Annotated in this window: 22 protein-coding genes; 4 read left to right on the forward strand and 18 right to left on the reverse strand. The window is 70.2% G+C overall.

Annotated elements, in window-relative coordinates; all coding sequences use genetic code 11:
- Positions 1-18: 18 nt before the first annotated feature.
- The 8 genes from M1105_RS01120 to M1105_RS01155 form a co-directional block, all read right to left on the reverse strand.
- Positions 19-1,401 (reverse strand): DNA-packaging protein, encoded by a 1,383-nt coding sequence (locus tag M1105_RS01120; RefSeq protein ID WP_406600571.1) that lies wholly within the window; start codon positions 1,399-1,401, stop codon positions 19-21.
- Entirely contained in the window at positions 1,322-1,696 is a 375-nt protein-coding gene (locus M1105_RS01125) for a hypothetical protein (protein ID WP_249578503.1), read from the reverse strand. The genes M1105_RS01120 and M1105_RS01125 overlap by 80 nt, the downstream gene beginning before the upstream one ends.
- A gap of 415 nt (positions 1,697-2,111) precedes the next feature.
- A complete protein-coding gene (mltG, locus tag M1105_RS01130) occupies positions 2,112-3,119 on the reverse strand; it encodes an endolytic transglycosylase MltG (protein ID WP_249578504.1) in 1,008 nt (335 codons plus the stop codon).
- A gap of 34 nt (positions 3,120-3,153) precedes the next feature.
- Positions 3,154-4,416: a beta-ketoacyl-ACP synthase II gene (fabF, locus tag M1105_RS01135; RefSeq protein WP_249578505.1), complete on the reverse strand. Its 1,263-nt coding sequence runs from the start codon at positions 4,414-4,416 to the stop codon at positions 3,154-3,156.
- A gap of 152 nt (positions 4,417-4,568) precedes the next feature.
- Complete coding sequence (locus M1105_RS01140; RefSeq protein WP_249578506.1) at positions 4,569-4,805, reverse strand: acyl carrier protein; 237 nt, start codon at positions 4,803-4,805, stop codon at positions 4,569-4,571.
- Positions 4,806-4,968: 163 nt separating this feature from the next.
- Positions 4,969-5,706, reverse strand: a complete 738-nt coding sequence (gene fabG, locus M1105_RS01145; protein WP_249578507.1) for a 3-oxoacyl-[acyl-carrier-protein] reductase — start codon at positions 5,704-5,706, stop codon at positions 4,969-4,971.
- Positions 5,707-5,927: 221 nt separating this feature from the next.
- Entirely contained in the window at positions 5,928-6,866 is a 939-nt protein-coding gene (gene fabD / locus M1105_RS01150; protein WP_249578508.1) for an ACP S-malonyltransferase, read from the reverse strand.
- A 70-nt stretch (positions 6,867-6,936) separates the two neighbouring features.
- Positions 6,937-8,505, reverse strand: a complete 1,569-nt coding sequence (locus tag M1105_RS01155) for a sodium:solute symporter (protein ID WP_249578509.1) — start codon at positions 8,503-8,505, stop codon at positions 6,937-6,939.
- A 310-nt stretch (positions 8,506-8,815) separates the two neighbouring features.
- Between M1105_RS01155 and rpsF the strand changes: the two genes are divergently transcribed.
- The 3 genes from rpsF to rplI are packed head-to-tail and all read left to right on the forward strand — an operon-like array spanning position 8,816 to position 10,117.
- On the forward strand, positions 8,816-9,274 hold the full coding sequence (rpsF, locus tag M1105_RS01160; RefSeq protein ID WP_249578510.1) for a 30S ribosomal protein S6: 459 nt from the start codon (positions 8,816-8,818) through the stop codon (positions 9,272-9,274).
- A 17-nt stretch (positions 9,275-9,291) separates the two neighbouring features.
- Positions 9,292-9,519 (forward strand): 30S ribosomal protein S18, encoded by a 228-nt coding sequence (rpsR, locus tag M1105_RS01165; RefSeq protein WP_249578511.1) that lies wholly within the window; start codon positions 9,292-9,294, stop codon positions 9,517-9,519.
- 13 nt (positions 9,520-9,532) lie between these two features.
- Positions 9,533-10,117 carry a 50S ribosomal protein L9 gene (rplI, locus tag M1105_RS01170; protein WP_249578512.1) on the forward strand — a complete coding sequence of 195 codons (585 nt, stop codon included), beginning with the start codon at positions 9,533-9,535 and terminating at the stop codon, positions 10,115-10,117.
- 216 nt (positions 10,118-10,333) lie between these two features.
- Here rplI and M1105_RS01175 read toward each other — a convergent pair whose 3' ends face one another.
- The gene (locus M1105_RS01175) at positions 10,334-11,014 is read right to left on the reverse strand and encodes an SDR family NAD(P)-dependent oxidoreductase (RefSeq protein WP_249578513.1); all 681 of its coding nucleotides are present in this window, start codon (positions 11,012-11,014) and stop codon (positions 10,334-10,336) included.
- 209 nt (positions 11,015-11,223) lie between these two features.
- Here M1105_RS01175 and M1105_RS01180 point away from each other — a divergent pair, with 209 nt between their 5' ends.
- Positions 11,224-12,102: an alpha/beta hydrolase family esterase gene (locus M1105_RS01180; protein WP_249578514.1), complete on the forward strand. Its 879-nt coding sequence runs from the start codon at positions 11,224-11,226 to the stop codon at positions 12,100-12,102.
- Between the two features lie 148 nt (positions 12,103-12,250).
- On the opposite strand, the gene purF is transcribed toward M1105_RS01180, so the two are convergent.
- From purF to M1105_RS01225, 9 genes are all read right to left on the reverse strand, one after another.
- On the reverse strand, positions 12,251-13,729 hold the full coding sequence (gene purF, locus M1105_RS01185) for an amidophosphoribosyltransferase (RefSeq protein WP_249578515.1): 1,479 nt from the start codon (positions 13,727-13,729) through the stop codon (positions 12,251-12,253).
- 177 nt (positions 13,730-13,906) lie between these two features.
- Positions 13,907-14,554: a CvpA family protein gene (locus M1105_RS01190; protein ID WP_249578516.1), complete on the reverse strand. Its 648-nt coding sequence runs from the start codon at positions 14,552-14,554 to the stop codon at positions 13,907-13,909.
- A 25-nt stretch (positions 14,555-14,579) separates the two neighbouring features.
- Positions 14,580-15,953 carry a DNA repair protein RadA gene (gene radA, locus M1105_RS01195; RefSeq protein ID WP_249578517.1) on the reverse strand — a complete coding sequence of 458 codons (1,374 nt, stop codon included), beginning with the start codon at positions 15,951-15,953 and terminating at the stop codon, positions 14,580-14,582.
- Between the two features lie 43 nt (positions 15,954-15,996).
- Positions 15,997-16,440: a paraquat-inducible protein A gene (locus M1105_RS01200; protein ID WP_249578518.1), complete on the reverse strand. Its 444-nt coding sequence runs from the start codon at positions 16,438-16,440 to the stop codon at positions 15,997-15,999.
- On the reverse strand, positions 16,440-16,805 hold the full coding sequence (locus tag M1105_RS01205) for a hypothetical protein (RefSeq protein WP_249578519.1): 366 nt from the start codon (positions 16,803-16,805) through the stop codon (positions 16,440-16,442). Before M1105_RS01205 ends, M1105_RS01200 begins: the two co-directional genes overlap by 1 nt.
- Positions 16,805-17,575 (reverse strand): ABC transporter ATP-binding protein, encoded by a 771-nt coding sequence (locus M1105_RS01210; protein ID WP_249578520.1) that lies wholly within the window; start codon positions 17,573-17,575, stop codon positions 16,805-16,807. The genes M1105_RS01205 and M1105_RS01210 overlap by 1 nt, the downstream gene beginning before the upstream one ends.
- Positions 17,572-18,366, reverse strand: coding sequence for an MlaE family ABC transporter permease (locus M1105_RS01215; RefSeq protein WP_249578521.1), 795 nt, complete (start codon positions 18,364-18,366; stop codon positions 17,572-17,574). Before M1105_RS01215 ends, M1105_RS01210 begins: the two co-directional genes overlap by 4 nt.
- Positions 18,367-18,393: 27 nt before the next feature.
- On the reverse strand, positions 18,394-19,449 hold the full coding sequence (gene alr, locus M1105_RS01220; RefSeq protein ID WP_249578522.1) for an alanine racemase: 1,056 nt from the start codon (positions 19,447-19,449) through the stop codon (positions 18,394-18,396).
- Entirely contained in the window at positions 19,446-20,954 is a 1,509-nt protein-coding gene (locus M1105_RS01225; protein WP_249578523.1) for a replicative DNA helicase, read from the reverse strand. Before M1105_RS01225 ends, alr begins: the two co-directional genes overlap by 4 nt.
- Between the last annotated feature and the right edge of the window lie 119 nt (positions 20,955-21,073).

A 21,073-nucleotide genomic window follows, 5' to 3' on the forward strand; every position in this document is an offset into this window, starting at 1 on the left:
CTCCCGTCTCTCCGGGGGTCAGAGGGCTCGAACCCTGGGGCTCCCGGCCTCAGCCGCCAGCACAAGATCCGTGATCGCCCAGACCAGCGCATCAAGCCGGTCGGGGCTTCTGCTTCCGCCGCTCGCGGCGGCGGTGAAGCTCGTCATCTGGTCCTCGAGCTCGCGAAAGGCGCCCAGATGGTGGACCCTCCCCTGCTCGTAGAGCGCGGCCACCGGCTCGGCCCTCAGCCGCTTGCCGTGGCGCGCCCGCACGGGGCGATAGCTCAGCGCCGGCGCGACCTGGCGCAGCACGCTCTCGACCATCTCGCCGCCCTGGTTGACCTCGGCCACCACCCGGTCGGCGCCGTGGGCGTCATAGGCCGCGGCCACCACGCCCGCCCATCCGGCCGGGCTCAGGCCCCGGACGCTCAGGTCGGCCAGCACATAGGCCCGCGCCTCGCCCGACCGGACGCCGCGGCGCAGGCCCGCCACCACGATGCCGCACTCGTCCGCATCCGCGCCCGAACTTACGGGCGGGTCCACCGCTACCACCACGCGGTCGAGCTCCGGCGCCTCCGCGACCCGTCCCGCCTCGATCAGCGCCCGGCTCCACAGGGCACCCGCCCGGTCGCGGATCAGCTCGCCCCCCAGTTCCTGCCGGCCCAGCGCGGTGCGGCCGTAGCGCGCCTCCAGCGCCTCGACGAAGCCGGGCGCGAGGTTCGCACGGTTCGCCCGCGTCGGCGCATGGGTGACGACCGTGCCTGCGGTCCCGAGGACCTCCACCAGCACGTCGTTGTCGCGCGGCGTCGTCGTCACGATCTGGCGCGGGTCGGAGCCCAGCCGCAGGCAGAACTGCAACATCTCCCAGGCCTCGCGGCACCGCCACCACTTGGCCAGCTCGTCCGACCAGGCACAGTCGAACTGCGGGCCGCGCAGCGCCTCGGGGTTGGCGGCCGAGGCCATCATCGCCTCGGCCCCGTTCGGCCAGACCAGCTTGCCGTGGCTCAGGTTGACCACCGGCCGCCGGTCGGGCGGCGTGACCGCCAGCAGCCCCGAGTCGCCCTCGACCATCACCGCCCGAACCTGGTCGATCGTCTCGCCCAGCAGGCAGACCCGCCGGCAGCGCCCCGACGCCAGCGGCGTCGGGCCTTCCACCTGCGCGCGCACCCATTCCGCCCCGGCGCGGGTCTTGCCCGCGCCGCGGCCTCCCATGATGACCCAGACCCGCCAGTCGCCTTCTGGCGCCAACTGGTGGTCCGGCAATGCCCACAGCTCCCACAGCCAGGGCATCGCGGCGAGCGCGTTCTCCGAGAGCCCCTCGAAGAACGCCTCCCGCGCCGCCTCAGGCAGCGAGGCGATCGAGCCTGCGGGCGATTTCCGCACGGGCGGCCTCCAGGTCGATGACGGTCCGGCCGGGCACATCCGCCTCGGCCGCCTTCATCAGCTTCACTTCGATCTCGTTGACGGTCTGCCACGCCTTCTGCGTGCGGTTGGCGAGGTCGGCGACGATCTTCAGCCGCTCCTCCGCCTTCCGGTCCGTCTCGCCGTCATCCGGCGCGCCCTCGCGCGCCCGCTTGCGGAGGCGTCTCGTCTCGGCCTCCAACTCCCTTGCCAGGCTGGCGAAGATCCTGCGTGCATGCCTCAGTGTCGACCGCACCTCAGTCGACTCGTCAGCGCATGCGCGGCACCGCCGGCCGGTGATCCCGGTCGTGTCCACGTCTGACGCCTTTATCGGTTGTGATCAGTTGTGTTGGGTGCCCCGGTGCGGGCTTTCCGCCCGTCTCCCGGGTCGTCATGGCGGCGGTTCGGCGCGGCCCGGTTGGGTCGCAGCGCCCGCCGCCGGTGGTGAGGACGCCGCAGCGTCGGCATCCTTCCTGCCGCCGCATCCGCCGCGAGGCTTCCCTCCCGGCCGACGGTTGGGCCCGGCGCCCGCCCTCGCGACTGTCCTCACCGCTGGGGATATCCGGCCCGGAAACGCCAGGGGCCACGCGGTCGACCGCGTGGCCCCTGCCTTCCAGCCCGGAAATGCGAACGGGCGCCCTGAGGGCGCCCGCTTCACACACTGTTCCCAGCTTGCCTGAATGTCTATCCCGGACCGCGCGCCCGGTCAAGAACTTTCTTCATGCAGCGCACTAATTTTTCTGCGTAGAGCCCTGATTTTGCGTCTGTTCACGCTCAATCCTCCGCCAACGTTGCACGTTGCGGTTATGCTCGTCGAGCGTCTCGGCGAAGGCATGACCCCCGCTGCCGTCCGCAACGAAATAGAGGAAATTGGTTTCATCCGGGTTAACGACGGCGATGATCGCCTCGCGCCCCGGATTGGCAATCGGGGTCGGCGGCAGGCCGTCCACCACGTAGGTGTTGTAGGGCGTGGCCTTCTCCAGCTCCGACTTGCGGATGCCGCGGCCCAGCGGCCCCTTCCCTTCGGTGAGGCCGTAGATGATCGTGGGATCGGACTGCAGCCGCATCCCGCGCTTAAGCCGGTTGACAAAGACCGAGGCCACGCGCCCGCGCTCCTCCGGAACCCCCGTCTCCTTCTCGACGATCGAGGCCAGCACCAGCACCTCATCGGGGCTCGCCAGCGGCAGCCCTTCGGCCCGCGCCGCCCAGGCCTCGTCCAGAATCGCGCGCTGGTCGGCTTGCATCCTCGCCAGCACCTCGGCGCGCGTGTCGCCGCGATGCACGAAGTAGGTGTTGGGTGCAAGCATCCCCTCGGGCGGGATCGCGTCGATCTCGCCCTCCAGCACCGCGACCTCGCGCAGCAGCTCGACCACCTGCCAGCTCGTCAGACCCTCAGCCACGGTCACCTTGTGGGTGATGGTGCGGCCCGAGGTGATCAGCGCCAGCACGTCGGCCATCGAGGAACCCGCATGCACCATGTATTCGCCGAACCGCAGCGCCTCGGACTGCCCGGTATAGCGCGCGCCCAGCCGGAAAAGCCGCTCGTCGGCGACGATCCCCTCGGCCTCGAGCCGCTCCGAGGCCTCGCGCAGCGTCATCCCGCGCTCGACCATGAACACCCGGTCCTCGGTCAGCGGACCCGCCGCGCGGAAGGCATGCTGGGCATAGAGCACGGCGCCCACCAGCACGACGCCGAGCACGATCAGGATGCTCAGCACGTTCGCCGCAAGGTGCCGCATGCGCGCCCGGTGCTCCCTTCCGGCTGCGCCGCGCTCAGGCGGCCTTGCCAAAGACCAGCGTCGCGTTGGTGCCGCCGAAGCCGAAGCTGTTCGACAGCGCGACGTTGATCTCGCGCTCGCGCTTCTCCAACGGCGCGAGGTCGATCGGCGTGTGCACCGACGGGTCCTCGAGGTTCAGCGTCGGCGGCGCCACCTGGTCGCGGATCGCCAGCACCGAGAAGATCGCCTCGACCGCGCCCGCGGCGCCCAGAAGGTGCCCGGTGGCCGATTTGGTCGACGACATGGTGACCCGGCTCGCATGGTTGCCCAGAAGCCGCGCCACCGCGCCCAGCTCGATCTCGTCGCCCAGCGGCGTCGAGGTGCCATGCGCGTTCACGTAATCGATCGCCGAGGGCTCGAGCATCGCATTCCGCAGCGCCGCCTTCATTGCGCGGAAGCCGCCATCGCCGTCCGGCGACGGCGCGGTGATGTGATAGGCGTCGCCCGACAGGCCGTAGCCGATCACCTCGGCATAGATCTTGGCGCCCCGCGCACGCGCGTGCTCCAGCTCCTCCAGCACCACGATGCCGGCGCCCTCGCCCATCACGAAGCCGTCGCGCCCCTTGTCGTAGGGCCGCGAGGCGCGTTCCGGCGTGTCGTTGTAGCCGGTCGAGAGCGCCTTGCAGGCCGAGAAGCCCGCCACCGCGATCTCGCAGATCGGGCTCTCGGCGCCGCCCGCCACCATCACGTCGGCGTCTCCCAGCATGATCAGCCGCGCAGCATCGCCGATGGCATGCGCGCCGGTCGAGCACGCCGTCACCACCGCGTGGTTCGGCCCCTTGAAGCCGTACCTGATCGACACCTGCCCCGAGCAGAGATTGATCAGCGCGCCGGGAATGAAGAAGGGCGAGATCCGCCGCGGCCCCTTCTCCTTCAGCGTCACCGCCGCCTCGGCGATCGACTCGAGCCCGCCGATGCCCGAGCCGATCAGCACGCCGGTCCTCTCGCGCTCCTCGGGGTCTTCGGGCTTCCAGCCGGCATCGGTCACCGCCTGCTCGGCGGCCGTCAGCGCGTAGGTGATGAAGCGGTCGACCTTGCGCTGTTCCTTGGGCGCCAGCCAGTCGTCGGCGTTGAACGTGCCGTCCGTTCCGTCGCCCAGCGGGATTTCGCAGGCGATCTGGCACGGCAGGTGGCTCGCGTCGAAATGCCGGATCCGGTTCGCGCCCGACTGGCCCGCCAGGATCCGCGACCAGGTCGCCTCGACGCCGCAGGCCAGCGGCGTGACCATGCCCAGTCCGGTGACCACTACCCGACGCATCCGACTTCTCCCCGAGATGTTCCTCTGATGCCGCGCGTCCCGGCCCGTCCGGCCGCGCGCCGCACTTTATCCAAGCCCCTGACGGGACTGCAACACAAAGCGGCACCCGGTCGCCCGAATGCCGCTCTCGCCCGCGTCGCAGCGGTGGTCGGTCAGGCCGACTTCTCCGTGATGAACTTGACGGCGTCGCCGAAGGTCTGGATCGACTCGGCCGCGTCGTCGGGGATCTCGATGCCGAACTCCTCCTCGAACGCCATCACGAGCTCGACCGTATCGAGACTGTCCGCGCCCAGGTCGTCGATGAAGCTCGCAGCCTCGACCACCTTGTCCTCCTCGACGCCCAGATGCTCGACGACGATCTTCCTCACGCGATCCGCGATGTCGCTCATGTTCGCTCCTTGCATTCCCTCGGGCCGACCTGGCCCCGCTTGCTCGTATCTTCCCCAAGGCGCACAGGAACAGGCCCCCCGGGTCCGGCCCGCGCGTTCCTTAGCACAAAGGCCGCGCATGGCAAATTCAGATTTCGCCCCTTGCTGGGGCGTCACGCCGGGCTCAGATCATGGCCATGCCGCCATTCACATGCAGCGTCTGGCCGGTCACATAGGCCGCCTCGTCCGACGCCAGATACACCACCGCGGCCGCGATTTCCTCGCCCGTGCCCATGCGCCCGGCGGGGATCGCGCCCATCAGCTTCTCCTTCTGCTGGTCGCCCAGCTTGTCGGTCATCGCCGTCTCGATGAAGCCCGGCGCCACGCAGTTCACCGTGACGTTGCGCGAGGCGACCTCGGCCGCGAGGCTCTTCGACATGCCGATCATGCCCGCCTTGGCGGCCGCGTAATTGCCCTGCCCCGGATTGCCGGTGACGCCGACGATCGAGGTGATGCCGATGATCCGCCCCCAGCGCTTCTTCATCATGCCGCGCAGCACGGACCGGCTCAGCCGGAAGGCCGAGGTCAGGTTCACCTCGATGACCTGCGCCCATTCCTCGTCCGACATGCGCATGAACAGGTTGTCGCGCGTGATGCCGGCATTGTTCACCAGGATGTCGATCCCGCCCATCGCCTCGGCCGCCTGCTTCGGCAGCGCCTCGACCGCCTCGGCATGGCCCAGGTTGCAGGGCAGCACATGCGCCCGCCCACCCAGGCTCGACGCAAGCTCCTCCAGCACGCCCGCGCGCGTGCCCGAGAGGCCCACCACCGCGCCCTGCGCGTGCAGCGCCCGCGCGATCGCGCCACCGATGCCGCCCGTGGCACCCGTGACCAGCGCCGTCTTCCCCGTCAGGTCGAACATTCCCGCCTCCTGCCTTGCCATCACCCGAAACCGGCGCCACGCCTGGGCCCCGCCCTGTGGCCCCGCAGCGCGTCCGGCCACCGCTGCCCCGGGCTCACCCCGGGGCCTCGCCGAAGCCGCCCCACGCCTGCCGCCCCGCGCGCCCCGGCCTCGACCCTGGGCCACTCCCGAACCTCGCCCGAGCGACGCGCGCCCCGCGTCCCGTCGAGGCCGCCCGCGGCTCAGCCCGCCACGCTCGCCGCGAACGCCCGAACCTCGTCCGGCGTGCCGACCGCGGCCGTCGCGATTTCCTTGTCGATGCGCCGCGCCATGCCGCTCAGCGCCTTGCCGGCACCGATCTCGGCCATCTCGCGCACGCCCTGTGCGGCCATCCACATCACCGACTCGCGCCAGCGGACCGAGCCGGTGACCTGCTCGACCAGCAGCCTGCGGATCGCCTCGGGCTCGCTGACCGCCTCGGCGCGGACATTCGCCACCACGGGCACCGCCGGCGCCTTGATCGCCACGCCCGCCAGCGCCTCGGCCATCCGCTCGGCCGCCGGCTGCATCAGCGCGCAGTGGAAGGGCGCCGAGACCGGCAGCATCAGCGCCCGCTTCGCGCCCTTGGCTTTCGCGATCTCGACCGCGCGCTCGACCGCCGCCCGGTGGCCCGAGACCACCACCTGCGCCGGGTCGTTGTCGTTCGCGGCCTGGCAGATCTCGCCCTGCGCGGCTTCTTCCGCAACCGCCCGCGCCGCCTCGAAGTCGAGCCCCAGCAGCGCCGCCATCGCGCCCACGCCCACCGGCACCGCCCTCTGCATCGCCTCGCCGCGGATGCGCAGGAGCCGCGCGGTGTCCGAAAGCCCCAGCGCCCCGGCCGCGCACAGCGCCGAATACTCGCCCAGCGAATGGCCGGCGACGAAGCTCGCAGAGCCGATCCCGACGCCCTCGGCCTCCAGCGCCCGCATCGCGGCGATCGAGGTCGCCATCAGCGCGGGCTGGGCGTTCGCGGTCAGCGTCAGCGTCTCGGCCGGGCCGTCCCAGATCAGCGCGCTCAGCTTCTCGCCCAGCGCCTCGTCCACCTCGTCGAAGACCGCCCGCGCCGCCGGGTAGGCATCCGCGAGGTCCCGCCCCATGCCGACCGCCTGGGCTCCCTGCCCCGGAAAGGTGAAAGCGCGCATCCGTCCCTCCACATTCTCGTTGCCGCTCTCTTTTCCGCAGGGCCGCGGCTTGTCAAGGCACCCGCGCCGCTCACCAGAAGAACGCCAGCATCACCGCCGTCGCGGCCAGGATGGCAATCCCCTGCGCCCCCGGCCGCTTGACCAGCGGCAACGCCTCGGCCTCGGCCAGTCCCGGCCGCCAGATCAGCCCCTCGCTGTGCGCCGCATCCGGCGCGGGCTCGCGCAGCGCGATGGCCACGAACACGGCGGCGCTCAGCGCCGTCATGATGCCGACATTGATGGTGAAATGCAGGTCCCACCACCCCGCCTGCCCGGCCAGGAACAGCGCGATCCCCGCGGCATGGCCCAGGATCAGCGTCCAGAACGCGGCCTGGCTCGCGCCCCGACCCCAGAAGGCGCCCAGCAGGAACACCGCCACCACCGGCGGCACCAGGATCGAGAAGGCCTGCTGCAGATAGGCGAACAGCCCGCCGAAATTCGCGATGTTGGGCGCCCAGGCGGCGGCGATCGCCATCAGGCTCAGCGTCGTGACCCGGCCCCAGAAGGCCAGCCGCCGCGGCTCGAGGACATGGCCGGGGCGCGAGACGAAGTCATGGATCACCAGCGTCGAGGCCGAGTTGAGCGTCGAGTCGATGCTCGACATGATCGCCGCGATCAGCCCCGCCAGCACCAGCCCCGCGATGCCAGCGGGCAGAAGGTCCACGACCAGCGTCGGGAATACCTGGTCGCCGTCCGGCAGGTCCGGGTAGAGCCCGATCGCCATCGCGCCGGGGATCACCATGATGAAAAGCGGCAGCAGCTTCAGCGCCCCGCCCAGGTTCGCGCCCCACTGCGCGTCGCGCAGGCTTGCCGCCCCCAGCACCCGCTGGGTGATGTACTGGTTCGTCGCCCAGTACCAGAAGCCCAGGACCGGCACGCCGACCAGCGTGCCCAGCCAGGGCAGCGCGGGGTCGTCCAGCGGACGGATCAGCGAAAGGTGCCCCTCGGGGATCGCCGCCTTCGCCGCCTGCCAGCTGTAGCCGAATTCGCCGAACACGATGACGGTCAGGAGCGTCGAGCCCAGGATCAGCACCACCGCCTGTATCACGTCCGTATAGACCACCGCGCGCAGCCCACCCGCGGCGGTGTAGAGCCCCGCGACCAGCGCCAGCCCGACGCACATCTGCCACAGCGGGATGCCGGGGAAGAACACGCCCAGCACCACCGATCCCGCATAGATGCCCCCGGCAGTGTCCACCAGGATCGAGAGCAGCACCGTGAGCCCCGAGAAGTAAAGCCGCGCCCTCCGGTCGAAGCGCAGCTCCAGGTATTCCGGCACCGTGGTGATCCGCGCGCGCAGGTAGATCGGAATGAAGAAGGCCGACATGAAGACCAGCACGACGCCGGCCATCCACTCGTAGTTCGAGACCGAGATCCCGCTCGCATAGGCCGCACCTGCCAGCCCGATCAGCGTGGTCGACGAGATGTTCGACGCGAACAGCGAACCCCCGATGACCGGCCACTGAAGCGAGCGGCCCGCCAGAAACAGATCCTCGCCGGTCTCGACCTTCCGCGCCACCATGACGCTGATCGCGACAATGACGGCAAAGTATATTGCGATGACGACGAGGTCGACGATCGCAAGATTTGCCTGTGGCAACGGACAACCCCTCCAATTTATATTTTTTTTTTTTCCGCAAGGGCCCCATACCAGACAATCGGAATCATTTTTCATACACGTGTTAGGGAATTATTCCATGATCCAGAATCGTTTTTGCGAAACGGAAAGCCCCGGCGGGTCGCCCCCCTGCCCCGTCCCGCCATCGCCCGGCCTTGCATCGGCGCCCGTCCGGCGCTATACGCGCGGCTTCTCCCGACGAGGAAAAGCGATCGCGTCGCCTCTCGTATGCGGGTTCGGGAGAAGCACGCCCGCATTTTGAAGCGCGCCCGACATGGAAGGATAGGGACGGATGCCTCTCTACGAGCACGTCTTCATCGCGCGTCAGGATCTCTCCAACGCGCAGGCCGAAGGGCTCATCGAGCAGTTCGGCCAGGTTCTCGCCGACAATGGCGGCAAGGTGGTCGGCCACGAATACTGGGGCCTGCGGACGCTTGCCTACAAGATCAACAAGAACCGCAAGGGGCATTACGCCTATCTGCGGCTCGAAGCCCCCTCCGAGGCGGTGGCCGAGATGGAGCGCCTGATGGGCATCCACGAGGACATCATGCGCACGCTGACCATCAAGGTCGACGAGCACGAGGACGGCCCCTCGGCCGTGGTGCAGGCCAAGTCCGGCCGCGACGACCGGCGCGGCGACCGGGGCGACCGCGGGGATCGCGGCGACCGGGGTGACCGTGGCGACCGCGGCGGCTTCCGCGGCGACCGTGACCGCGACGACCGTGGCCCGCGCGGCCCGCGGCGCGACTGAGAGCGAGGGAGACAGACATGGCACGCAAACCGTTTTTCCGCCGCCGCAAGACCTGCCCCTTCTCGGGCGAGGGCGCGCCGAAGATCGACTACAAGGACGTCAAGCTGCTGCAGCGCTACATCTCCGAGCGCGGCAAGATCGTGCCCAGCCGCATCACCGCGGTCTCGGCCAAGAAGCAGCGTGAGCTCGCCCGCGCTATCAAGCGCGCGCGCTTCCTCGCGCTCCTGCCCTACGCCGTGAAGTAAGGAGGGCCAGATCATGCAGGTTGTTCTGCTCGAACGCGTCGAGAAACTCGGCCAGATCGGCGAGGTGGTGAACGTGCGCGACGGCTTCGCGCGCAACTTCCTCCTGCCGCAGAAGAAGGCGCTCCGCGCCACCAAGGCGAATCTCGCCCGCTTCGAGGCCGAGCGCGCCCAGATCGAGGCCCGCAACCTCGAGCTGAAGGCCGAGGCCCAGAAGGTCGCCGAGAAGCTCGACGGCCAGGTCTACGTGGTGATCCGCTCGGCCTCCGAGGCGGGCGCACTCTACGGCTCGGTGACCGCGCGCGACGTGGCCGACGCCGCGACCGAGGCGGGCTTCACCGTCGATCGCGGCCAGGTGCGCCTCGACCGCCCGGTGAAGGAGCTTGGGCTCCACCAGGTCCGCGTGGTGTTGCACCCCGAGGTGTCGGCCACGGTCACCGTGAACGTGGCCCGCTCGGCCGAGGAAGCGACGCTCCAGGCCTCGGGCCGGTCGATCCAGGACCTGCGCGCCGAGGAGGAAGCGGCGGCCGAGTTCGAGATCTCCGAGCTGTTCGACGAGATCGGCACCGCCGCCGGCGACGAGGGCGGCGAGGCGCGCTGACGCGCCCTCCCGCGCGCTCCACGCGAAACAGCAAAGGGCCGCGCCCCACGGCGCGGCCCTTTCGCGTTCAGCCCCAGCCACTGCGCCTCAGGGGCCTCGCCGCGCACTGCCGGCCCATCCGATCCCCGAAGCCTCTCCCGCTGCCCCGGACCCGATCCGGGGCCCCGCCGCACCGGGCGTGCGCGCGCGCCACGCGCCGCAGCAACCGCGCGGCGCTCAGAGGACGATCTGCTCGCCCGGCCTCACCGGCTCCGCCAGCCGCGCCACCAGCCGCGCCGCCGCCTCGTCGATCGGCGTGAGCCGCGCCCGGTCCTCGCCCGGATAGAAGCGTGCCCGCAGCGCGGTCGGCATCGGCGGCGGCACCACCCCGGCCACCGTGATGCGCCGGGCCGCCTCCGCCGCCCAGGCCCGCGCCAGCGCCGACTGCGCGGCCTTGGTCGCGGCATAGGCGCCGTGGAACTTCTCGCCCGCCCGGTCATCCCCCGCGACCAGCGCCATGCCGGCGGGCGCAAGCCGCAGCAGCGGGTCCACCACGCGCACCAACTGCTGGAAGGCGCGCACGTTCACGGCTAGCGCCTTTTCGAAATCCTTCGTCGGGATGTGCTCGGCCGGCGACAGGGGCGGCGCCGACACGGCGGTGTGCAGCCACAGGTCCACCCGGCCCCACCGCCCGTGGATCGCCGCGCCCATCCGCGCAAGCCCCGCGTCGTCGGTGACGTCGAGCGGCACCAGCGTCGCCTCGCCGCCCCTCGCGCGGATTGCGTCGTCGAGCTCCTCGAGCCCGCCCACCGTACGCGCCAGAGCGATCACATGGGTGCCCTGCCCGGCAAGCGCACGGGCGGCCGCGAATCCGAAGCCCCGCGAGGCACCAGTGACGAGGATGATCCTTGAGCTCATGTCGGTCCTTGCGATCCCGTGATGTCCGGAAAACTCCACTCAGGCGAGGGGCGCAACCGGCCCCGGCGGCTCGGGACGGTCTATTGGCGGAACGCCAGCCCGGTGTCCAGCCCGAAACCGCCGCCGCGTCATGCGTCCCAACGGCGCTATTTTCGTGCTAACCTCTCAAAAGGGAGCGACCCACGCCTGCCGACAGGGGAGGACGTGTCATGTCCCTTCTCGCCCGGTTCCGACGCGTTCGTGCCGCCATCCGCGCATTTGGGCTCTGCCCCCTCGGGCGCGCCGTGCTCGGCGTTCTCGTCGTCATGGCGCTCACTGCCTCCGACAGTTCCGCCTGTGGGCGGGACAGCGACTGCGTGATCGGCGAGCGCAGCTATCGCATCATCCTGCCGCCCGGCGCCGGATCCGACCATCCCGTCGGCGCCATCGTCTTCGTGCACGGCTACCGCGGGAACGCTGCGGGCGTGGTGGGCAATCCGGAGCTTGCCGCACTCGCGCCCGTGCTCGGCGTCGCCCTGATCGCGGCGCAGGCGGCGGGTCCCGAGTGGAACATCCCGCATGTTCCCAGCGACGATGCCCTGCCTGGGGTCGACGAGCTGGCGTACTTCGACGCGCTCGCGGCCGATCTCGCGGACCGCTTCCACATCGATACCGGGCGCATCATGGTGACGGGATTCTCCTCGGGGGCGATGATGGTGTGGCACCTTGCCTGCCATCGCGGCGATGTTTTCGCGGGCTTCGCGCCCATGTCCGGCACGTTCTGGGTACCCCTCCCCGATTCCTGTCCCGCACCAGCCGGCACGCTCATCCATTATCATGGCCGCGACGACCCGGTGGTGCCGCTGCACGGGCGACCGATCAAGGATGGACGCCAGGGCGATGTGGGCGAGGCGCTCGCGCTCGTCTCTGGCTCCGAAGGCTTCCGAGCGGAACCCGTCGCCGCCGACGGCGATCTCGATTGCGTCCGCCACGCCGGCGAGACGACCCGCCTGATCGAGCTATGCCTGTTCACCGGCGCGCATGACCTTCGACCCGCCAACATTGCCCGCGCCGCCCGGCTGATCGGCATCGCCGCGCGCGACGACTGAGCCCGCGGGTCAACGCGCGACCAATGGACGGATCACGCCGCGCCGCGGTGCTCGAACACGCGCACAGCGCGAAACGCGCATCGGCGCTGAGTTTTGTCTATTTTTTCAGATTCTTGGATTCGGCTTTGTGCATGAGAACCGCCCGCCCTCACGCGTCCTCGGGCATCCGCATGCAGCCCCGCGCCCGGGCATCCGACGGCTCGACCGGGTATTCGCCCGAGAAGCAGGCATCGCAGAACTGGGGCGCGGCCGCGTTTCGTCCCGCGGGACTGCCGCAGGCGCGGTAAAGCCCGTCGAGCGAGATGAACTTCAGCGAATCGACGCCCAGGAAGGCCCGGATCTCGTCCTCGGTCATCCGCGCGGCCAGAAGCTTCGCCCGCTCGGGCGTGTCGACGCCGTAGAAGCAGGGCCACTTGGTGGGCGGCGAGGCGATGCGGAAATGCACCTCGCTCGCGCCGGCGTCCAGCATCATGTCCTTGATCTTGCGCGAGGTGGTGCCGCGCACCACCGAGTCGTCGACCAGCACCACCCGCTTGCCCTCGACCACCGCGCGGTTGATGTTGAGCTTGAGCCGCACGCCCATGTCGCGGATCTGCTCGGTCGGCTCGATGAAGGTGCGCCCGACATACTGGTTCTTGATGATCCCCATCGCGAAGGGGATGCCGCTGGCCTGGCTGAAGCCGATCGCGGCGGGCGTGCCGCTGTCGGGCACCGGGCATACCAGGTCCGCCTCGCCCGGGGCCTCGCGCGCCAGTTCCGCCCCGATTCGCCGGCGCGCCTCGTAGACCGATAGCCCGCCGATCACGCTGTCGGGGCGCGAGAAGTAGACATATTCGAAGACGCAGAAGCGCGGGTCGCGGTCCTCGAAGGGGCGCAGGCTCTCGACGCCCTTCTGGGTCACGATCACCATCTCGCCCGGCTCGACCTCGCGGACGAACTCGGCGCCGATGATGTCGAGCGCGCAGGTCTCGGACGACAGGATCCAGCCCTCGCCGCGCCGGCCCAGCACCAGCGGGCGCACGCCCATCGGATCGCGCACGCCGATCATCTTCGAGCGGGTCATCGCGATCACCGAGAACGCGCCCTCGACGATCCTCAGCGCGTCCTTCATCCGGTCCGAGATGGTCTTCTGGATCGAGCGCGCCATCAGGTGGACGATGCATTCGGTGTCCGAGCCCGACTGGAAGATCGAGCCGCGCTCGATCAGCTGGCTGCGCAGCGTCTCGGCATTGGTGATGTTGCCGTTGTGCGCGATCGCGCAACCGCCCATCGCGAAGTCGGCATAGAGCGGCTGCACGTCCCGCAGCGCCGTCTGCCCCTTCGAGCCGGCGGTCGAATAGCGCGTGTGCCCGATCGCCATGCGCCCGGGCAGGATGTCCATCACCGACTGCTTGGTGAAATGGTCGCGGACATAGCCGATGCGGCGCACCGTGTTGAAGCCCGTCTCGGGCGTGTAGGAGACGATCCCTGCCGCCTCCTGCCCGCGGTGCTGGAGCGCGTGCAGGCCCAGCGCCACGAAGTTCGCAGCCTCGTCGATCCCGAAGACGCCATAGACGCCGCACTCCTCGCGCAGCTTGTCATCATCGAATGGATCGGAAAGAAAAGTGGCTGCCGGGGTATCCGTCATTCGCCCGCTCCCGCGTGACCGCCATGCGCGCACTCATATAGAGCGGTCTCGCCCGCATGTCATCCCGCGTTCACGCGTCATCACGGCGACATGTGCCCGACACTGGGCCGTCGCGGGCCTGTCATGGCCCGCGGCAGATGAGCGGAGGCGTCCCGGGACCGACGCCAGACGCGCGGCTCAGCCGCCGGTCGTGGGCGGCGTCACCGTCTCGGTCCCGCCGGTGCCGGGCACGACGACCGATCCGCCCGGCGTGAGGCTGCCGGCCGGCGCCGCGCCGCCGCTGCAGGGAGCCATGAGCGCGTCGATCCGGCCCTGGAACCAGTCGGGCACCTGCGCGGGCACGTTCTCGGCCAGAAGCCGCGCGCCCTCGGCCACGACCGTCTTCGAGGCCGCGTTCTCCAGCGGCGCCCACGGCTCGCCTCCGCCCAGCGTCTGGAACAGCAGATAGGCGATCGCGATCAGCAGCAGGCCGCGCGCGATGCCGAACACGAAGCCCAGCACCCTGTCGACCGGCGCAAGCGGCGAGCCGAGCACGAGGCTCGACGCAAGCGGCGTGAAGACCGACAGGATCAGCAGCGTGAAGGCCACGATCAGCGTGAAGGCCGCGATCATCGAGAAGATGCACGACTTCTCGAGAATCGGCCCCACCACCGGCGCCTCGCGCATCAGCGGCTCGAGCATCGGCGCGAGGTAGAAGGCGGCGAGCGCCGCGATGATCCATCCCCCGATCGCGAAGATCTCGCGCGTGACGCCCCGCGAATAGGCCAGAAGCCCAGAGACAAGCGTCACGGCCGCGACGCCGCCATCGACCAAAGTGAACTCCATTCCTCGCTCCCCCGACCCCGGTGGCTCACTGCTGCGGGCCGAACACGGCGCTGATCAGACCCGGCAAATCTGCAATGCGCCGCAAGTTTATGCCAGACTCTTCCACCGGTTTCATCTGCTTTGGCACATAGGCGGCGGTAAAGCCCAGCTTCTCCGCCTCCTTCAGCCGCAGTTCCGGCTGCGCCACGGGTCGGATCGCGCCCGAGAGGCTGATCTCGCCGAACAGCACCGATCGCGGCGGCAGCGGCTGGCCCGTCATGGCCGACACCAGAGCCGCAGCCGCCGCCAGGTCCGCCGCGGGTTCCGAGACGCGCAGGCCCCCCGCGACATTGAGATACACGTCCTGCCCCGCGAGGCTCACGCCCGCCCGGGCCTCGAGCACCGCCAGCGTCATCGCAAGGCGCGAGCCGTCCCAGCCCACCACCGCCCGGCGCGGCGTGCCCAGCGTCGAGGGCGCGACCAGCGCCTGGAACTCGACGAGCACGGGCCGCGTGCCTTCCAGCCCCGCGAACACCGCCGAGCCCGACGCCCCCTCGTCGCGGTCGCCCAGGAACAGCGCCGAGGGGTTGGTGACCTCGGCAAGCCCCGCCCCGGTCATCTCGAACACGCCGATCTCGTCGGCCGGACCGAAGCGGTTCTTGACCGCGCGCAGGATGCGGAACTGGTGGCCGCGCTCGCCCTCGAAATAAAGCACCGTATCGACCATGTGTTCGACCACGCGGGGGCCGGCGATCTGGCCCTCCTTGGTGACGTGGCCCACCATGATGACCGCGCATCCGCGGCGCTTGGCGAAGCTGGTGAGCTCATGCGCCGTGGCACGCACCTGCGCGACCGAGCCGGGCGCACTTTCCACGTTGTCTGCCCACATGGTCTGGATCGAATCGATCACCACGAGGTCCGGGCGCAATTCATCCAGCGTGGTCAGGATGTCGCGCAGGTTCGTCTCGGCCGCGAGTTGCACATCCGCCGCGCCAAGGCCCAGCCGCGCCGCGCGCATCCGGACCTGTGCCATCGCCTCCTCGCCCGAGACATAGACCGTGCGCGCGCCCGCGGTGGCGAACGCAGCCGTCGCCTGCAGCAGAAGCGTCGATTTCCCGATGCCCGGATCGCCCCCGACCAGCACCGCCGAGCCCGGCACGAGCCCGCCGCCCAGCACCCGGTCCAGCTCGCCGATGCGGCTTGCGGCGCGAGGGGGGGGCGCTTCCTGGCCCGCGAGCGGCGCCAGCGCCATCCGCCGCCCGCGCGCGGCGCCCAGCGTCTTGGCTGCGGGGCCGGCGGCCGAGAGCCCCGCCTCCTCGGCCAGCGTGTTCCACTCGCCGCAGCCCTCGCACTGGCCCTGCCACTTGCGGTGGACCGTGCCGCAGGCATTGCAGACGAACTGGAGCGCAGGCTTCGCCATCTGGGTCAGGCCAGCACGGACGCGGCCGCCACCGCAAGGGCGCTCATCCCGCGCTCCGCGCCAGCCGCCGCGCCGTTGCATGCGCGATCCAGATCTGCCCCAGCACGCAGCCGGTGAACAGCCACAGCCCCCAGGCGGGCGTGACATGGCCCAGCCCCACACCCTTCACCACCACGATGTAGACCGCGACCAGAAAGACCTCGACCATAGACAGCTTGCCCAGCGCCTCGATCGCCGGCATCGCGCGTCGGCCGAGCAGGTCGAACTGCACCGCCGCCAGCGTCAGCGTCTTGGCGTAGGGAATCGCCACGGCGAACAGCGCGACGACGATAGCGAGCGCCCGGTCCACCGCCCAGAGATCGCCAAGGCCGCCGAGGATGCTCACGCGCTCGCCCTCGAACCAAGGGATCAGCCCCGCCGTCGCCAGCGGCGCAACCCAGGCGAGCGGGTAGAGCGCCAGCAGCGAAAGATTCGCGAGCCGCAGCATCAGCCATGCTCGAACCATATCGCGATGGCGCCAAGGAGCGCGGGCCCCGCCACCACCGCCGCATCCATCCAGCGCGACGCATCCGCGCGCAAGGCGGTCGCCAGCCACGCGGCGCCAAGCCCGGCCAGCAGCGCGCCCCGCCCTAAGGTTCGCACCCCGTCATGCAGCACGCCGTCGCGGACCAGCGCGACATCGGCCACCAGGACCGCAAGGCAGCCCAGCCCCGCGAGAGCCAGCAGCCGCACCCTGCCCGGTACCGTCACCGCCCGCGCCGCCAGCACCAATCCCGCCAGCACCGGCATCGCCAGCGCATACGCGATGACGAGGAGATCGAGGGGCGAGAACCGCAGCGAGATGTCCGACATCAGCGGATCGCCTCGATCGGCCCCACGGCCAGCCCGTTCACGAACTGGTGGACGTAAGGGTTGTCGGTGGTGTCGATCTCGGCCACCGGCCCCTCCCACTGGATCACCCCGTCATGCAGCATCGCCACGCGGTCGGCGATCTTGCGCACGGATGTCATGTCGTGGGTGATGGTCATGGCGGTGACGCCCATCTCGACCACGATCTCGCGGATCAGGTCGTTGATCACGTCGGCCATGATCGGGTCGAGGCCGGTCGTCGGCTCGTCGAAGAAGATGATCTCGGGCTGTGCCGCGATGGCGCGCGCCAGCCCCACCCGCTTCTGCATGCCCCCCGACAGCTCGGCCGGGTAGAGGTCGGCGGTCTCGGGCGTCAGGCCCACACGGCGCAGCTTCTCGATGGCCAGATCGCGCGCCTCGGGCCTCGGCAGCTTGCGCCGGCCCTGCAGCATGCGGAAGGCCACGTTCTCCCACACCAGCAGCGAGTCGAACAGCGCGCCGCCCTGGAACAGCATGCCGAACTTGTCGAGCATCGCCTCGCGCGCGCGTCCGCGCAGGCGGCTCACATCCTCGCCATCGACGGTGATGCGGCCCGCATCGGGCGCGATCAGGCCAAGGATGCACTTGAGCGTGACCGACTTGCCGGTGCCCGAACCGCCGATGATGACGGTCGACTGCCCCTGCGGCACGATCAGGTCGACGCCGCGCAGCACATGCTTCGAGCCGAAGCTCTTCGCGACACCCTCCAGCACGATCTTGGCGGGCGCGCTCATGCGGCGAACAGGATCTCGGTGAGGATGTAGTTCGACGCGAGGATCAGGATCGAGGCCGACACCACCGCGTTGGTGGTCGCGCGCCCGACCCCCTGCGCGCCCCGGCCCGAGTTGTAGCCGTGGTAGCAGCCCATCATCGCGATGATGAAGCCGAACACTGCCGCCTTGATCAGGCCCGAGGTCACGTCCTCGTATTCCAGGAAGTCCCAGGTGGTCTGGATATAGGTGGCCTCGTTGAAGCCGAGCCGCCCGACGCCGACCAGAAAGGCGCCCATGATGCCGATGATGTCGCCCAGGAACGCCAGCAGCGGCAGCGCGATGGTCGCCGCCACCAGGCGCGGGACCACCAGGTATTTCAGCGGGTTGGTCGAGAGCGTCGTCAGCGCGTCGATCTGCTCGGTCACGCGCATCGTGCCGATCTCGGCCGCGATCGAGGCCGAGACCCGCCCCGCCACCATCAGGCCGCCCAGCACCGGCCCCAGCTCGCGCGTCATGCCGATGGCGACGATCGAGGGGACGACCGATTCCGCATTGAAGCGGCTGCCGCCGGTGTAGATCTGCAGGGCAAGCGCCGCGCCCGTGAACAGTGCCGTGAGGCCCACCACGGGCAGCGAGAAATAGCCGATCCTCATGAACTGGCGCCACAGCTCGTGGGGGTAGAAAGGCGGGCGCAGGACGTGGCTGGTCGCGGCCCCCGCGAACAGCGTCAGGTGCCCGGTCGCCTGGCACAGCCCAAGCACTGCGGCGCCGATCGAGGCAAGAAAGCCCTGGATGAGGGAGAGAATGGCCATCGGCTCCGGTCTGGTCGCAAGCGGCAGTCAGCCCCCCGTATAGCGCCGGGAGTAGCGGCTTCCAAGGCTTGTCAGGATCTCGTAGCCGATCGTCCCCGCGGCCGCCGCCAGCTGGTCGACGCCCTGCGAGGGGCCGAGGATCTCGACCATCGTGCCCGGCCCGATTTCGGCGCATCCCGTCACGTCGAGCGTGATCAGGTCCATCGACACACGCCCGGCGCCCGGCAGCCGCCGCCCGGCATGGAAGGCGGCAAGGCCGCCCGCGCCCGCCGCGCGCAGGATGCCGTCGGCATAGCCCGCCGCGATGGTGGCGATCCGGGCGGGCCGGTCGGCGGTCCAGGTGGCGCCGTAGCCCACCGCCTCTCCGGGCGCGACGTCGCGAAGCTGGATCACCGGCACCTCCAGCGTGACGACCGGGCGGGACTCGGCAAAGGGCGCGCCGCCATAGATGCCGACGCCGGGGCGGGTGAAGTCGAAGCGGAACGCGCGCCCCAGCAGGATGCCGCCGGTGGCCGCCAGCGACCGCGGCAGGCCCAGCCCGTCGGTCAGCGCCCGGAAGTCCCCAAGCTGCCGCGCGTTCAGCGGGTGCTCGGGCTCGTCCGCGCAGGCCAGATGGCTCATGACGAAGCCGACCGAGGGCGGCAGCGGCAGCAACCCCGCAAGCTCGTCCGCCTCCATCCCCAGCCGGTTCATGCCGCTGTCGACCTGCAGCCCCGCCGGCGCACCCGGCATCGCCGCGAACCAGGCACGCGCCTGCGCCGCGGAATTCAGCACCGGCACCAGCGCGTGATCGCGAAAGACGGCAATGTCGGCGGGCGCAAAGCCGCCGAGGATGCAGATCTCGGGGCCGGGCCCCAGCACGGCGCGCAGCGCCGCTCCCTCGTCGGGCAATGCGACGAAGAAGCGGCGCGCCCCCGCCCGTGCAAGCGCGGGCGCCACGCGCGCGGCGCCCAGCCCGTAGGCATCGGCCTTGACCACCGCCGACGCGGTGCCGCCCGACAACTCGTCGAGCGCCCGCCAGTTCGCGGCCAGCGCGTCGAGATCGACAGTGACCCGGGCCGCGAGCGTGGCGTCCGGGGTCACCGGAACCCCGGATCGTCGTAGCCGCCGCCGCGCGGATCGAAGTCGCGGTCGCGCGCGAGATCCGAGAAGCGGGTCAGGCTGTCCTCGAAATGCAGCTCCGCCGTGCCGATGGGGCCGTGGCGCTGCTTGCCGATGATGACCTCGGCGCGGCCGTGCAGACGCTCGGCCTTCTGCTGCCATTCGGGAAAGCGCGGATCGTCCTCGGGGGGCTTGGCGCGGTCGTGGTAATAGGCCTCGCGGAACACGAACATCACCACGTCCGCGTCCTGCTCGATCGAGCCCGACTCGCGCAGGTCGGCAAGCTGCGGGCGCTTGTCCTCGCGCTCCTCGACCTTGCGGCTGAGCTGCGAGAGCGCGATCACGGGGATGTCGAGTTCCTTGGCGATCGCCTTGAGGCCCTGCGTGATCTCGGACACCTCCTGCACCCGTCCATCAGTGCGGCCCGAGGCCGCGCGCACCAGTTGCAGGTAGTCGATCACGAGGCAGTCGAGCCCGACCTGCCGCTTGAGCCGGCGCGCGCGCGCAGCCAGCGTCGAGATCGGCAGCGCCGGCGTGTCGTCGATGTAGAGCGGGATCTGCTCGAGCTCGCGCGCCACCTCGAGGAAGCGGCGGAACTGCCCCTCGTCGAGATCGCCCGACAGCAGAAGGTGCGACTTGATCTGCGCCTCCGACGCAAGGATGCGGTTGGCAAGCTGCTCGGACGACATCTCGAGCGAAAAGAAGCCCACCACCGCGCCGTCGTGCTGATCGGCATCCGGCCGGGCGAGGCGGCTCTTCAGCCGCGCGCGCGCCATGTTGAAGGCGATGTTCGTGGCGAGCGCGGTCTTGCCCATCGACGGCCGACCGGCAAGGATCAAGAGGTCCGAGTTGCGCAGCCCCCCAAGCCGGTAGTCGAGCGTCGCGATCCCGGTCGAGATGCCGGCAAGCCCCCCGCCCCGCTGGAAGGCGAGGTTCACCACATTCGCCGCCGCCGCCGCGGCCGAGGCGAAATCGGTGAAGCCGCCCTCGTATTTCCCGGTCTCGGCCAGCGTGTAGAGCGACTGCTCGGCCTCGGTGATCTGGCTCACCGGGTCGCTCTCGACGTCGAAGGCTGTGGCGCGGGCGGCGATCTCGTCGGCGATGCGGATCAGGTCACGGCGCAGCGCGAGGTCGCGGATCGTCTGAGCATAGTCCCGCGCCGCCAGCACCGAGATAGTCGAGGCCGCGAGCCGCGCGAGGTATTCGGGCCCGCCCAGCTCCTTCAGCCCCTCGTCGTCGGCCATGAAGCTTTTCAGCGTGACCGGCGAGGCGAGCGCGTTCTTGGCGATCAGCCGCGAAGCGGTCTTGAAGATCCGGCCATGCACGGGGTCATAGAAATGATGCGCCTGCACCAGCGCCTCGATGTGATTGAACACATCGTTGTTGAGGAGGAGCGCGCCAAGCAGTGCCTGCTCCGCCTCGATATTGTGAGGCTGCGCCGCGCTCCCCCCAACGTCCTGCCCTGCCGGTCTTGCGCCGTCTGCCATCTCACTGCCTCGTCCACCTGCGCGCCGGTGCCCCCGGTCTGTGGGGCGCGAGGATAGCGCAACCGGACTGAGTCGGGAGAACCGATTGCCCCGACCCGGCGATTTGCCCACAGCTTTCC

The sequence above is a fragment of the Thermohalobaculum sediminis genome, assembly GCF_023487995.1.
GTDB classification, from domain to species: Bacteria; Pseudomonadota; Alphaproteobacteria; order Rhodobacterales; family Rhodobacteraceae; genus Thermohalobaculum; species Thermohalobaculum sediminis.

Excerpts from the sequence above, each read along its gene's own strand:
- M1105_RS01120 (WP_406600571.1), bottom strand. The coding sequence starts at position 1,401 with ATGTGCCCGGCCGGACCGTCATCGACCTGGAGGCCGCCCGTGCGGAAA.
- mltG (WP_249578504.1), bottom strand. The coding sequence starts at position 3,119 with ATGCGGCACCTTGCGGCGAACGTGCTGAGCATCCTGATCGTGCTCGGC.
- fabF (WP_249578505.1), bottom strand. The coding sequence starts at position 4,416 with ATGCGTCGGGTAGTGGTCACCGGACTGGGCATGGTCACGCCGCTGGCC.
- M1105_RS01140 (WP_249578506.1), bottom strand. The coding sequence starts at position 4,805 with ATGAGCGACATCGCGGATCGCGTGAGGAAGATCGTCGTCGAGCATCTG.
- fabG (WP_249578507.1), bottom strand. The coding sequence starts at position 5,706 with ATGTTCGACCTGACGGGGAAGACGGCGCTGGTCACGGGTGCCACGGGC.
- fabD (WP_249578508.1), bottom strand. The coding sequence starts at position 6,866 with ATGCGCGCTTTCACCTTTCCGGGGCAGGGAGCCCAGGCGGTCGGCATG.
- rpsF (WP_249578510.1), top strand. The coding sequence starts at position 8,816 with ATGCCTCTCTACGAGCACGTCTTCATCGCGCGTCAGGATCTCTCCAAC.
- rpsR (WP_249578511.1), top strand. The coding sequence starts at position 9,292 with ATGGCACGCAAACCGTTTTTCCGCCGCCGCAAGACCTGCCCCTTCTCG.
- rplI (WP_249578512.1), top strand. The coding sequence starts at position 9,533 with ATGCAGGTTGTTCTGCTCGAACGCGTCGAGAAACTCGGCCAGATCGGC.
- M1105_RS01175 (WP_249578513.1), bottom strand. The coding sequence starts at position 11,014 with ATGAGCTCAAGGATCATCCTCGTCACTGGTGCCTCGCGGGGCTTCGGA.
- M1105_RS01180 (WP_249578514.1), top strand. The coding sequence starts at position 11,224 with ATGTCCCTTCTCGCCCGGTTCCGACGCGTTCGTGCCGCCATCCGCGCA.
- purF (WP_249578515.1), bottom strand. The coding sequence starts at position 13,729 with ATGACGGATACCCCGGCAGCCACTTTTCTTTCCGATCCATTCGATGAT.
- M1105_RS01190 (WP_249578516.1), bottom strand. The coding sequence starts at position 14,554 with ATGGAGTTCACTTTGGTCGATGGCGGCGTCGCGGCCGTGACGCTTGTC.
- radA (WP_249578517.1), bottom strand. The coding sequence starts at position 15,953 with ATGGCGAAGCCTGCGCTCCAGTTCGTCTGCAATGCCTGCGGCACGGTC.
- M1105_RS01200 (WP_249578518.1), bottom strand. The coding sequence starts at position 16,440 with ATGCTGCGGCTCGCGAATCTTTCGCTGCTGGCGCTCTACCCGCTCGCC.
- M1105_RS01205 (WP_249578519.1), bottom strand. The coding sequence starts at position 16,805 with ATGTCGGACATCTCGCTGCGGTTCTCGCCCCTCGATCTCCTCGTCATC.
- M1105_RS01210 (WP_249578520.1), bottom strand. The coding sequence starts at position 17,575 with ATGAGCGCGCCCGCCAAGATCGTGCTGGAGGGTGTCGCGAAGAGCTTC.
- M1105_RS01215 (WP_249578521.1), bottom strand. The coding sequence starts at position 18,366 with ATGGCCATTCTCTCCCTCATCCAGGGCTTTCTTGCCTCGATCGGCGCC.
- M1105_RS01225 (WP_249578523.1), bottom strand. The coding sequence starts at position 20,954 with ATGGCAGACGGCGCAAGACCGGCAGGGCAGGACGTTGGGGGGAGCGCG.